The organism is Actinomadura sp. 7K534, from assembly GCF_004348575.1.
Classification (GTDB): domain Bacteria; phylum Actinomycetota; class Actinomycetes; order Streptosporangiales; family Streptosporangiaceae; genus Spirillospora; species Spirillospora livida.
In genome coordinates this window covers 42,433-55,196 of record NZ_SMKB01000021.1, presented here as the reverse complement: position 1 = coordinate 55,196, position 12,764 = coordinate 42,433, and the positions used below count along the sequence as shown (strand labels likewise).

The window sequence follows — 12,764 nt, the reverse complement described above, 5'->3', positions numbered from 1 at the left end:
CGGCCGCGGCGTGTCCCGCGGCCGGCGCCCGGCACCGGATCTCTCAGTTCGGATGTGTCAGCAGCACATCCGTCAGCGACGGATCTGTCAGCAGCGGGTCCGCTCGGCGGGCTCCTGCGCGTCGTCCGCGGCGGCGCGGTAGTCCCGCCACGACTTGAGGAACCGGATCAGCCGCGACACGTCGCGCAGGTCGCTCACCGGGCCGAGCGAGATCCGCAGGGCGCCGCCGGTGGGGAGCCCTATCGCGCGCCGGTACTCCTCCGCCGTGGCGAGGGCGGGGCGCCGTCCGGCGCGGAGCAGGTCTTCCGGGTCGAGCGCGAAGATCGTCTCCCCCACCCCGGGGTTGCAGAAGCACCCCGCGCGCAGGGCGATCCCGCTCCGGGCCGCGCCGCTCTCCACCACGCGTTCGTCGACGAGGGCTCCGTCGGCGTCCAGCAGGTTGAACGCGACCGTCGCCCCGCGGTCCCTCGTGTCGGCGGGGCCGTAGAGCGCGCAGAGCGGCAGGCCGTTGCCGTGGCGGAGGGTGCGCATCGCGTCCAGCAGCCAGTCCAGCAGGCACCGCACCCTGGTCCGGACCGCCTCGCGGCCGAGTGTCTCCCGGACGTAGTCCAGGCCGATCGGCACCCCGAGCACGCCGGTGAAGTCGGGCGTCCCGTCCTCGAAGCCGTCCGGTGGAGCGGCGGGTGCGTGCCATCCGCCGCGGGCGCTGGACGCCACCACGGTCCCGCCGGCGAACCACGGGCGGCGCAGCTCCGCGAGCGCGTCGTTGCGGGCGACGAGGCACCCGAGCCCGGTCGGCCAGCCGAAGATCTTGTAGTAGGACAGCGGGACGAAGTCGGGCTTGCCGGTGCGCAGATCAAGGTCGGACAGCGCCAGGTAGGCCGCGGCGTCGAGCGCCACCCGCCAGCCGCGCGACTGCGCCTCGCGGACCCAGCCGAGCGGATGCCGGACGCCGGAGAAGTTGCTCTGCGCCGGATACGCGAACAGCGACGGCGACGCGCCCGCCCGATCCAGGACCCGGAGCACGGCGGAGGGGTCGGCCCGCAGGTCAGGGCGCAGCGGGATCGTCTCCACGGCGGCACCGCGTGCGGTGGCGTACTCCCGGATGCCGAGCACGGAGTTGTGGTTGTCCTGCAAGAGCGCCAGCCGGGACTCCGGCCCGAACGGGAACGCCTCCCCCACGAGCCGCAAAGCGCCGGAGGCGTTCGCGGTGAAGATGACCGAGTACTCGCCGGGGTCAGCGTTCAGGAACCGCAGTGTCGCCTGCCGGGCCCGGTGCATCGCTTCGGTGGAACGCCGGGAAGGCCCGTTCTCCGAATGCGGGTTGCCCCAGGTGCCCCCGCACAGGACCTGCTGGTACGCGGCGATCTGGGACCGGCCCGGAAGCCCGCTCCCGGCGTAGTCCACGTAGACGAGGTCCTGGTCGTCGAGCCGGCCGAAGTCCTCCTTGCGGATCCGGTCGAGATGGCCGGTGGCGATGTAGCCCGGAAAGGCCCGCGAGAACTCGGCCGCACCGAGCTCCTCCTGCGCTTCGACGGTCACGGCGGGTCGGCTCACCGGGAGGCGCCGGCCGCCGGGGCCGGCTCGGCGATCATCCGCGCCATCCTGGAGTACCCCTGGTCGACCACCCGCTGCGCCACCACGTCATGGAAGTCGGGGTTCTCGGGGACCACCGCGTCGAGGCCGTCCGCATACCGGTTGAACATCGAGAACGCGGCGGCGATCAGCACGGTGTCGTGGATCTCGACGTCGGCGGCCCCGGCGTCCCGTGCCGCGTCCACGTCGGCGCCGAGCACCGACCGGCCGCCGATCCGCACCTTCTCGGCGATGCGCAGCAGTGCCTTCATCTTGGCGCTGATCGGCGCCTCGTCCGGCATCTCCCGCACGGCGCGCACGACGTCGAAACCGTCCTCCATCTGCAGGGCGGCAATGGTGAAGTGCCCGTCCCGGCAGAACTCGCTGGAGTTCCCCTGGGACACATATCCGGCGATCAGCTCACGTTCGCCGCGGGTCAGCGCGTTGTCCGCGCGGAGCAGGACCTCGCAGAGTTCGAGCAGCGGCACGGCCGTCTCCGGCCGGAACTGGAAGAGCCCGAAGGTACCGGGACTTTCCTTGGGAACAGGAATGTGCGGCATCTTGCCCTCCTCGATAGCGGGCGGCCTTTGATTGCACCGCCAGTAGAACACTTTAAAAATATCTAGTCAACGCTGCATGTTTGTGGCGCGACTTCGAATTGAAGGCACGAAAGAATGCGGCGGTGATGCCCGGCTGGCAATGAGGTCAGGCGTCGTCGCGCAGTGCGCGCAAACCGGCGTCGAGCGCTCCCAGCGAGACGCCCACGGCGGCGGCGACGGTCATTTCGAATATCTCGTCCTCGCTGTGGCCGGCCGCCTTGAGGTGCTCGATGTCCGAGTCCGTCACGTCCCAGGGCTCGTCCCTGATCTTCGCGGTGTAGGACGACCAGGGATCGGCGAGCGCCGCCTCTCCGGTGGCGGCGGAGCGGCGCAGCGCGGGAGCGGTCTGACCGGAGCCCTCGAACACGCCCGCGCGCAGCTCCGCGATGAGCCGCGAGTACTTGGCCGCGGTGGACTCTTCCTGGTTGCGCGGGTCCTTGTTGCGCATGGCCGTCCTTTCAGCGCAGCGTGAAAGCGGGGAACCGGTAGCCGAACTGGTGGAGGGCCCGCGTCCCCTTCGTGAGCTGGCCTTCGAGCAGCTTGAAGTCGAACGCGAACGCCAAGCGGTCGACGGCGTTCCACACGAACGCGACGTGGAGCGCCTCGACCACGGCGTCGTCGGGGACGCCCAGCTCACGAGCCTCCCGGAGGTCGTCTCCGGAGACCGGCCCGGGGGAGCGCATCACCTTCTCGACGAACGAGAGGACCGCCCTGAACTCCGGCCGGGCGGTATCGGCGTCCGCGACGTCGACCTCGCCGTCGGCCGCGATCCCGATCATCTCGGTGTGGATGTCGATGCAGTACGGGATCTTGAAGAGCCGGGCGATGGTCAGCGCGATGTACTCGCGCTCGCCGGGAGTCCAGAACGAGGGGCCGCGCATCGCCTCCGCGAAGAGCTCGCTCACCGCACGGCCGAAGAACTCCGGGCGGTAGAGGATCATCTTGACGACGTCGGCCATCTCCGCCCCGGAGGATTTCGAGGCCATCAGCATGAAGAACCTGGCCGGCTTCCGCTGCCCCGTCTCAAGGTTCGCCAGGCGCACGACTCACTCCCTGTCCGCATCGCTGATCGTCAGCGTTTCCGCCCGGCGGCGCCGTCCGCGCAGCACGGTCCCTCGGTGCGCACCGGATTGCCCCTAAATGGTGCGCCGGTAAAGCGTTTCCCGCCAATGCCGGGTTGAGCGGATTCCCGTCCCGGGGCCGGTCGCTCAACCGCGAGAAGTTCGCGGTTGAGCAGCGCGTCCGCGACCACGCCGGCTTCAGCCGCGGCACCCATCGGGCTCAGAGATCCCGGCAGACGATTTAGAAACATATAGCGATTGCTCGAACCAGGAGACCCGGCCGCCGTGGTCGTCCGGTCGGACATCCCCCTGTGTCGGCCCTTGTCCCGGGCGAGAAGCGTACTGCTCAGCGCGATTGACTATCGATTCTTAAAGTGTTTGCCTGGAACCCGGCGAGCCGACACGAAACGACCACAATTTCGGCGACCAGACCGCGAGCCCACACGCGAATCCGAGAACGCCTGGTCGACCATGCCCAGATCGTCAACCCAATCCGAAGAACCATGGTGTGCCGGCCGCCCGTCCGGACCCCTGCGGTCCAGTTCCACATCCCCACCGAAAGGCTCTGCCATGAGCGAATCCGAGAACATCATCCGGCGCGTGATGGAGCGCGGCATCGGCGTCGGGTCCGACGGCTCGCAAAGCCCCAGCCCGGACGCGGTCGTCAAGGGCCACGAGTCCGCCTGGGGCGGGCCCGGCAACCTGTACCCGATCCGCCCGTACACGCTGACCCCGCCGGCCCTCGAGGCGTTCACCGTGCGCGAGCGCATCCACGTGCTCGTCGACGGCCTCGGCGAGGACATCGTGGACCTCCACGGCATGGCGATCTACCGCCGGCACGACCCGTTCGCGGCCGACGGCGTGGAGCTGGAGTGGGCCACCTCCACGATCACCGCGCAGTTCCTGACCCTCCAGGTCACCGGGCACAGCGACGTCTTCGGCCAGGTCAAGGTCTCGAACACGCCGGCCAAGCCGGAAGGCGCCCGGGTCCGGCCGACGCCGTCCCGCGACGGCACCCTGATGCCGATCAAGGACTGCGTCACCGACATCTACCCGCAGTTCGAGATCGAGCAGCTCGGCCAGGTCGTCCACACCGGCGACCGCGTGGTGCGGCTCGAGTCCCGGATCGCGATGGTCCCGCCGATCGGCGACGTCTCGCGGACGTCGGCGCGGTACCCGCTGTACGACAGCGAGGACCGCCCGGTCGGCGAGCTCGTCGCGGCCGACATCGAGATCGGCGCGCTGCTGCACCACATCCCGATCAGCAGCGTGACCATCTCGCCGGCGCTGGCCGAGGTGCTCCTCAAGGCGTAGCCGCCGGACCGCCCGAACCGACCTGAGCCGGAGCCCGCCGTCCGCGGTGCGGACGGGTCCGGGCAGGCAGGCCGGGGAAGCCCGCCGGTTGATCCGGCGGGCTTCCGCTTCCGGCCGGAAAGCGCGTTTATTACGCTGTCCATATCCTTTGCAATTGGCTTTCAAAGGCGGGTGCCATGTTGGACGCGATCCAGAATGTCAATTGGCATGTCAATTGGCCGGATGATGCGGCCGGAAACGGCGTCAGCCGGGAGGAGACGCGGGAAGTGCTGCTCCGGCGGCCTTACTGGACGGCTCCCGGCCCGGACGGGACGACCCTGGTCTACGGCCTCACCGACGCCGGCCGCCACCTGCTGGTGTCGGTGGTCGCCGAGGGCGAGGACGTCCTCGTCGTCGGCGCCCGCGACATGAAGGAGTCGTGGGACGCCAGCTACACCGGCGCCGCTCCGCCCCCGTGGGACATCGGCCGCCCGCAGCCGGCCTTCGTGCGGCTGGCGGACGAGGGCCGGCTGCGGGGCCGCGTCCTCGACGCCGGCTGCGGAACCGGCGAGCACACGCTGCTCGCCGCGAGCCGGGGCGCCGACGCCACCGGCATGGACCTCTCCCCCACGGCGATCCGGCGCGCCCGCGAGAAGGCGGCCGAGCGCGGCGTGAGCGCGCGCTTCGAGATCGCCGACGCGCTCGAGCTGCCGCGCCGGGCCGTCGTGTTCGACACGGTGATCGACAGCGCCGTCCTCCACGTGCTCGACGCCGAGGACAGGGCGAAGTACGTCGCGGGCATCGCCTCCGTGCTCCGCCCCGGCGGCGTCTGCCACCTCATCTGCTTCAGCGACCGGCAGCCGGGCAGCTGGGGTCCCCGCCGCTTCCGGGCGGACGAGCTGCACGCAGCGTTCAGCGACGGCTGGGCCATCGAGTCCCTGACCGCTGACACGTTCCAGCTGAACCCGTTCCACGGCGTCCACGAGGCGCACGCCTGGCTGGCCACGATCAGGCGCAAGTAGCAGCCCGGCTTCGTCGACTTGCGGCAGAGGTTCAGCCGAAGCGGAGGCCGTCGTTCAGGCCCAGGGCCCGCTCGCCCCAGGCGCGCAGGTTCATGTCGAGGTTGTTCGCCATGTGCTGCGCGACCGCGTGCACGTCCCGCCAGTGCCGCTGTAGCGGTGAGCTCTCGTCGAGCATGCTCGCGCCGGCGTTGACGAACAACTCCTCGACGGCCTCCACGCAGAGCCGCACCGAGAACGCGTTGTCCCGGCGGCTGCGGGCGAGCGTCGCGGGAGCCGCGGCGCCCAGAGTCAGCACGTCCAGGGTCACGGTCTCCGCCGAGCGCCGGATCAGGGTCTCCGCGGCCTCGACGCGCGCCGCCGCACCGCCGAGCCTGGCAAGGGCGCCCGGGTCCGCGGTCCCGTTCGCGCCCGCGGCCGGACGCGGCCTGCTCCGCATGCGTTCGGTCGCGGCGCTGATCGCCGCCTGCGCGATGCCGACCGCGGGCGCGGTGAGGAAGACCTGCCAGGCGCCGACGAGCGGCAGCCGGTACATCGGGCCGTCGTTGACCTCGGCGCCGGGCGCGGTGGCGTTCAGCAGGTCGTGCAGCCGGAGCGTGCGGTGGTGCGGGACGAAGACGTCCCTGGCGTCGACGCTGCAGCTGCCCGTGCCGGCCAGCCCGGCCGACCGCCAGTCCTCGACGATCTCGACCTCGTCCCGCGGGATCAGCAGGAACCGCATGTCCGGCGGCCCCTCCCGCCGCGGCAGCGGGGCGAGCAGCGCCACCCAGTCGGCGTGGTGCACGCCGGTCGAGAACCGCCACCGGCCCTCCCGGATGTGCAGGCCGCCGTCGACGGCGTCCGGGGGGCTGCCCCCGCTGAAGCACGTGCTCATGGTCGCGTCCGGATTCTGGCCCCAGACCTCCTGCTGGGCCCGCTCGCCGAACAGCGCCACGAACCAGCCGTGCGCGATGACCAGCGAATACGTCCATCCGGTCGACCCGCACCCCTGGGCGAGCAGCGTGATGACGTCGAACGCGTCGGCCAGGTCGAGTTCCGACCCGCCGAAGCGCCGCGGCTGGGTGATGCGCATCAGCGCGGATTCCCTGAGGTCGGCGAACGTCTCGTCCGGCAGCCGGCGGAGCGCCTCGGTCTTGGCGGCGCGGTCGTCGAGGACCGGAATGAGCGCCCGCGCACGGGCGGTGGCCTCGGCGGGGGTCAGCGTCAGCGTCCCGGAACCGTCTGTCATGACCGTCACCTGCTTCCTAGTTGGGCTGGTGCGCCTCGTGGAAGGCCCGGAGGGCGCTGGACGCGAACCGGGCCGCCATCGGCTCGGTCACCTTCCCGCCGTCGGCCAGGTCCTGGAGCGCCCCGTCGACGCACGACTCGAAGGACTTCGCGGACAGCGCCCTGTCGGTGTGGTCGCACGGGATCTCCGGGAACGTGATCCGCTCGCCGGGGCGCACGTCGTAGAGCTTGTTGCGGACGCCGCCCGGCCAGAGGACCTCCACCGTCCCGGTCTTCGCGGCGCCCATCCCGAACGACTGGACCAGCGAGTTCTGCGACGCGAAACTCGAACCGGCCATGACCGGGCTGATCGCGGCGGGGAGACCGGCGGGCGTGAAGCTGACCACGGCGCCGATGCCGTCCCGGTTCGCCCGCGCGTCCTCGACCAGCCCCTTGGCGCCGAGCGTGCGCACCGCCACCGAGCCGTTTCCGTTGCCGCCCTTGTTCATCTCGACGGCGAGCGTCCCCTCGCCGGTCTTGCCCGGGGCCGGCTTGTAGCTCAGGACGCCGACCGCCCGGTACTCCGCGAGGTACGCGCTGCCGTCGAACGGTGAACCGAAGTCCTGCGGGTCCGAGGTGAGCTTGCCGACCATCACTCCCTGGGCGGCGGTCACCAGGTCCACGTGCCCGTCGTTGTCGAGGTCGCCGGAGGCGACACCGGTGATGATCCGGGTGCGGTTGTCGGCACCGCTCTTGGTCAGCGCCGGGTCATAGGAGAACGACGGGTACAGCCCCTTGATGAGTCTTTTCGGGCCGTCGTTCCGCAGGAGCGTTCCGGGGTTGTCCGCGTTGACGCCGACGATCGCCTGCATGCCGCCGTAATAGGCGACGTCGGTGTAGCCGTCGTTGTCGTAGTCGAGCGTCGACACGCCCCAGCCGAACGGGGTCGCGTTCAGGCCGCCCAGGGTCGGGTCCGCGCCCGTCTCGGAGGGATGGAGCTGCGCCGGGCTCCGCGGGTCGGCGATGGTGCCGTCCGGCCGCTGGATCAGCCAGCGGCTGGAGAAGTCGCCGAGGTTCTGCGGCAGGCCGTACATGGGCAGCATGAAGTCGCCGAAATTGGTGACGAACATGCTCAGCTCGCCGTTGAAGTTGAGGTTCCCGAATGCGAAGCCCATCCAGGCGCCCGGGGACTCCATGAGGCCCAGCTGCTGCGTGACGTCGGTGAACCGGCCGCGGCAGTCGTTCTTGTACACCCGGATGAACCCGCGGTCGCGGCCCCCCGCGAACTTCGCCAGCGGGACGGCGCCCTGGTCGGACCCCACCACGAGGTCGGTGCACCCGCGCTGGAAGAGGTCCACCGCGGCGACGGCCCAGGTCTGGCCGATCAGCGGTGTCGGGGTGGCGAATCCGGAGCTCACGCTGACGTCCTCGAAGTGCGGAGTGCTTCCGCCGGTGTTCGCCAGGAGCTGGTTCGGCTGGTTGTAGGTGGACGTGTCGTCCATGATCGCTTTGGCGTTCTTCAGGTTGCTCGAGTTCGCGATCGCGATGCCGAGCCGCCCGTTGCCGGAGAAGTCCCCCATCGTGCAGCTCACGTGGCTGTAGGAGCCGCCGCCGGCGCCGCTCTCCTCGGTGATGTCCGTGAAGCGCCCGCCGCCCTCGTTCAGCAGCAGCCGGTTCGGGCCGTTCCGTCCCAGGACGTAGAGGCTGTCGCGGCCCGAGTTGTCGATGTCGCCGGCGCACGCGCCGTTCGCGTTGAACCCCGGCAGGGCGGCCCCGGCCTGCTCGGCGACGTCCCGGAATTCGAGCTTCCCCGTCTTTCCCATCATGTTCTCGAAGAGGGAGCTCGGCCGGCACGGGCCGTTGGTCACGTACACGTCCTGGTAGCCGTCGTCGTTGTAGTCGAAGACGACGACGCCGGGAATGCCCCGGTCGTGCAGCGGCTCGTCGGTGAAGTCGCTGATCGAGATGAACAGCCGCTTCTTGTTGGCCAGCCGGTGCTGGTGCTCGGGAAGCGTCGGGCAGCGGCGGTACTGGGCGAGCGGCGTCCCGGGGACCGCGATGTTCTGGAAGGCGATCCCGGCGTTCACCACCTTCGGCGGCGGCGCCGACCCGCCGGACGCGCACGCGCCGGTGAGGACGGCGAACGCCGCGGCGACGCCCAGCGGACGGAGAGATGCCCTTGCGATCATGAGTCACCCGTTCTGCTGTCTCCCGGGCCGGCGGCGACCCGTCCCCGCAGCGGCGGGATCACCAGGGCGGGGATCACACCGAGCAGGGTCACGCCGGCCAGCGCGTAAACGGCCGCGCCGAAGCCCGAGAAGAACTCGGGCCCGGACTCGTATCCGCCGAAGGCGGAGAACATCGCCACGGCGAGCGCCACCCCGAAGCCGGCCCCCGCCTGGCGCATCGTGTTGCTCACCCCGGAGGCGATGGCGAACCGCTCCGGGTCCGTGAACCGCATGACGGCGGTGGCGGTCGTGGGCATGGCCGCCGCGACCCCGATCCCCGCGATGACCAGCGGGACGACCAGCGTCGTGTAGGACCGCCCGGACGTCACGAGCACCCCGATCGCGAAGAACGCGCCGGCGAACAGGGTCAGCGCGACCGCGATGATGGGCCGTTCGCCGAGCCGGTCGGCCAGCAGGCCGGCCAGCGGCGCGATCAGGGGCGCGAGCGCGACCCACGGGAGCAGCCGCACCCCGACGCCGATGGAGTCCTCGCCGACCACGAGCTGCAGGTACTGGGTGAACATGAACGCGGTGCCGTAGATGCCGGCGCCGATGGCGAAGCTCGATGCGCAGCCGCCGGCGAAGCTCCGGTCCCGGAACATCGCCAGGGGGATCATCGGGTCCGCGCACCGGCGCTCCCACTGGATGAACGTGATCAGCCCGATGCCGCCGGCGATCAGGCCGACGACGATCGTCCAGTCGCTTCCGCTGACGCTGCCGATCCGGAGCAGCGCCTGCAGGATGAGGATGATGGCCGAGCTGGCGAGGATCAGCCCGATGAGGTCGAGCTGCCGGGCGTGGCCCTTGGTCTCGTCGATCCAGAGCAGGCTGAGCACGATCAGCACGGCGCCGATCGGAACGTTCACCCAGAAGATCCACTGCCACGGCAGGAAATGCAGGATGCCGCCGCCGACCAGCGGCCCCACGGCGATGCTGATCCCCATGATCGCGCCCCAGACCCCGAACGCCGTGCCCCGTTTCGCGGGCGGCGTCACCGCCGTGACGATGGACAGCCCCAGCGCCATCCCGGTGCCGCCGCCGATCCCCTGGAAGGCCCGCGCGACGATCAGCATGCCGATTCCGGACGCGGAGCTCAGCGCGCACCAGACCGACCCGACCGTGAAGATGCCGACTCCGATGACGAAGACCAGGCGCCGGCCGTAGCGGTCGCCGAGCGCGGAGCTGGTCAGCAGGGACGCGGCGAAGCCGATCTCGTAGGCGTTGACCGTCCAGCCGAGGTCGCTGGCGCTCGCCCGCAGCGTCTCGAACAGGGTGGGCAGCGCCACCATGATCACCAGAATGTCCAGGCCGACCATGAAGGCCGTCACCGACGCGAGGACGACCGTCCGCCGCTGCCGCAATGTGGCGACCCCGCCGGGAATCTCGGCCGGTGTGGGACTCGATGTCACAACGCGCACGACGGGCTCCTCGATATGAGCAGGGCGCTTTCGCCGATCAGTACTCCGGCCAGGAAAGACGGCACACGGAACAGGCGGAGGCGCGGACGCCACCACTGCTTTACGCAAATATAGGATCGATTCCGCAAAGGATCACAAGGGGCTCAGCCGGGAAAGTGAACGTCCCGCCGGAAGACGGCCTTCGGGACGGGAAACCGCCTGCTCGACTGCGGAATCCCGCGATTGAGCAGGCGGCTTCCCCGCGCCGCTCGCGGTGCCGCCCACCGTACGGACGTTTGAACAACGCAGCCGTTCTTGCACTAGGTCTTTTTCAACCTTAGCTTTGACGGCGGATGCGACGTGCCAGGCGGCGAGCCGCATTGCCGCCATTCAGGAGGAATTGCGATGACACGGGAAGCCGGCACCGCGGGTCAGCTCCCACCGGCCGCCGACCGGGTCACCGGCCAATGGCGAAAAGGCGGCTTCGGGTCGCGCATGTACGACTTCATCGTCATGCACGAGCGCGTCGCCGACCCGCTCGGCCGCCTCATGTGGCACAACGACATGAGCGATATGTATCGCGATATCGCCGAGCTCGGCGACCTCCCCGCGGGTTCGGAGATCCTCGACGTCCCCTGCGGCGGAGGCGTGTCCTTCCGTGGGCTGCGGCCCGGCCGGCGAGTGCGCTACGTCGCCGCGGACATCTCCCCGTTCATGCTGGACAGGGCCCGGGCGGAGGCGGCACGGCGCGACCTGTCCTCGGTCGAATTCCATCAGGCGGATGTGCGCGCGCTGCCCTTCGCCGACGCCACTTTCGACCGCTGCCTCACGTACAACGGCCTGCACTGCTTCCCCGACCCTGAGGCCGCCGTCGCGGAAATGGTCCGTGTGCTGCGGCCCGGCGGGCAGTTGCGCGGGACCGCGGTGGTCACCGGCGGCGGCAGGATCCCCGCCGCCTGCATCGCGATCTTCCAGCGCGCCGCCCAGTTCGCCGACGTGGGGACGGCCGAGGACATCGAGCGGTGGCTCGCCGCCGCCGGGATCGCCGACCCCCAGGTCGGCCGGCGCGGCGCCTACGCGTTCTTCTCGGGCAGGAAAGCGCGGCCGGAGAAGTGACTTCTCCGCGAGCGGAAGGAGAGAGCATGTCCGAGTCCGTAGGGGACGAGTACGACCCGCTGAGCAGGCATCTGGACGACCCCTACGAGTTCTATGCGCGCGCCCAGCGGGAGACGCCGGTCTTCTTCTCCGCCAAGCTGGGCATCTGGGTCGTGACCCGGATGGCGGACGTGAAGAAGGTCATGCGGGACGGCCGGACGTTCTCGTCGATCAACAACTTGAGGCCGCTGCAGCCGCTCAGCATGGCGGTGCTCCCCATCATGTTCAGCGGGTACCCCCTGGTACCGGTCTTCCTCGTGATGGACGGCGACGAGCACATGGAGCACCGGCAGCCGTGGGCCGCCGGGTTCACCGCCGACCGGGTGGCGGCGGTCAGGCCCTACGTCGCGGAGCGTTCCGCGGCGCTCGCCGACGACCTGCTCGCGGGCGAGAGCCCGGCCGATCTCATGGCCGGCTACGCGAACCCCCTGGCCAACTCCGTCATCGCCCACGTGATGGGGATCGCGCCCGAGCACCACGCCGCGCTGGGCGCGGACACCAGGAACGCCGTGAAGATCGCCATCGGCTACGTCTCCCCCACCGAGGAGGAGCAGGCCGAGGCCGCCATGTCGTGGACGAACTCCCAGCGCCTGATCGGCGACTACGTGGACGCGCGCAGGGCCGAGCCGCGCGACGACCTGATCAGTGAGGCGATCGCGGCCTTCTCGCCCGACGGCGCGCCGCTCAGCGAGGACGAGGAGGCGGAGCTGGTCGGATCGGCGTGGGGCGTCACGCTGGCCGGCCAGATCACCACGTCGGCCTTGATCGGCGCAGGGGTGCTGCGGCTCCTCGAACACCCGGAGCAGTGGCGGTCGCTGTGCGACCGGCCCGACCTGATCCCGAGCGCCGTCGAGGAGATCCTGCGGTTCTGCGCCCCGGGTCACCTGTTCCTGCGGCAGACCACGAAGGACACGGTCCTGGCCGGGCGGGAACTGCCGGCCGGCACCGAGCTGGCGGTCTGCCCGGCCGCGGCGAACCGGGACGCGGCCGTCTTCGACCGGCCCGGCGAGTTCGACATCACCCGGGACTCGCCGACGAGCCACCTGGCGTTCGGGCATGGGCCGCACTACTGCATCGGGTCCCGGCTGGCCCGTGCGGAGCTGGAGATCTCACTCGACGTCCTCACCCGGCGCTTCCCGAAGCTGTCGCTGGTGCCGGACCGGCCCGCGACCTGGCGCCCGTCCCTCATCCAGAAGGGCCCGGCCGAGGTGCCCGTCGCCTGGTAGGGAGC

At 70.6% G+C, this 12,764-nt stretch carries 11 protein-coding genes; 4 read left to right on the top strand and 7 right to left on the bottom strand.

From position 1 onward, the window contains the following. Positions 1 to 87: 87 nt before the first annotated feature. From E1266_RS07175 to E1266_RS07160, 4 genes are all read right to left on the bottom strand, one after another. Entirely contained in the window at positions 88 to 1,542 is a 1,455-nt protein-coding gene (locus E1266_RS07175; protein WP_207945475.1) for an aminotransferase class V-fold PLP-dependent enzyme, read from the bottom strand. 11 nt (positions 1,543 to 1,553) lie between these two features. Then, positions 1,554 to 2,135, bottom strand: coding sequence for a carboxymuconolactone decarboxylase family protein (locus E1266_RS07170; RefSeq protein ID WP_132045018.1), 582 nt, complete (start codon positions 2,133 to 2,135; stop codon positions 1,554 to 1,556). A 145-nt stretch (positions 2,136 to 2,280) separates the two neighbouring features. After that, positions 2,281 to 2,622, bottom strand: a complete 342-nt coding sequence (locus E1266_RS07165; RefSeq protein ID WP_132045016.1) for a hypothetical protein — start codon at positions 2,620 to 2,622, stop codon at positions 2,281 to 2,283. Between the two features lie 10 nt (positions 2,623 to 2,632). Continuing rightward, on the bottom strand, positions 2,633 to 3,217 hold the full coding sequence (locus tag E1266_RS07160) for a hypothetical protein (protein WP_132045014.1): 585 nt from the start codon (positions 3,215 to 3,217) through the stop codon (positions 2,633 to 2,635). Positions 3,218 to 3,805: 588 nt separating this feature from the next. On the opposite strand from E1266_RS07160, the gene E1266_RS07155 reads away from it, so the two are divergent. Continuing rightward, positions 3,806 to 4,549, top strand: coding sequence for a DUF6073 family protein (locus tag E1266_RS07155; RefSeq protein WP_132045012.1), 744 nt, complete (start codon positions 3,806 to 3,808; stop codon positions 4,547 to 4,549). Between the two features lie 266 nt (positions 4,550 to 4,815). Beyond that, complete coding sequence (locus E1266_RS07150) at positions 4,816 to 5,550, top strand: class I SAM-dependent methyltransferase (protein WP_165965966.1); 735 nt, start codon at positions 4,816 to 4,818, stop codon at positions 5,548 to 5,550. Between the two features lie 31 nt (positions 5,551 to 5,581). Here E1266_RS07150 and E1266_RS07145 read toward each other — a convergent pair whose 3' ends face one another. Genes E1266_RS07145 through E1266_RS07135 form a run of 3 tightly spaced genes read right to left on the bottom strand, consistent with a single transcriptional unit; the run spans position 5,582 to position 10,399 of the window. Then, positions 5,582 to 6,775, bottom strand: coding sequence for an acyl-CoA dehydrogenase family protein (locus E1266_RS07145; RefSeq protein ID WP_132045008.1), 1,194 nt, complete (start codon positions 6,773 to 6,775; stop codon positions 5,582 to 5,584). A 16-nt stretch (positions 6,776 to 6,791) separates the two neighbouring features. Then, positions 6,792 to 8,942, bottom strand: coding sequence for a CRTAC1 family protein (locus E1266_RS07140; protein WP_132045006.1), 2,151 nt, complete (start codon positions 8,940 to 8,942; stop codon positions 6,792 to 6,794). Then, entirely contained in the window at positions 8,939 to 10,399 is a 1,461-nt protein-coding gene (locus tag E1266_RS07135) for a DHA2 family efflux MFS transporter permease subunit (RefSeq protein WP_132045004.1), read from the bottom strand. Before E1266_RS07135 ends, E1266_RS07140 begins: the two co-directional genes overlap by 4 nt. A 384-nt stretch (positions 10,400 to 10,783) precedes the next feature. Between E1266_RS07135 and E1266_RS07130 the strand changes: the two genes are divergently transcribed. After that, a complete protein-coding gene (locus E1266_RS07130) occupies positions 10,784 to 11,494 on the top strand; it encodes a class I SAM-dependent methyltransferase (RefSeq protein ID WP_132045002.1) in 711 nt (236 codons plus the stop codon). Positions 11,495 to 11,520: 26 nt separating this feature from the next. Next, positions 11,521 to 12,759 carry a cytochrome P450 gene (locus tag E1266_RS07125; RefSeq protein WP_132045000.1) on the top strand — a complete coding sequence of 413 codons (1,239 nt, stop codon included), beginning with the start codon at positions 11,521 to 11,523 and terminating at the stop codon, positions 12,757 to 12,759. Positions 12,760 to 12,764 lie beyond the last annotated feature (5 nt).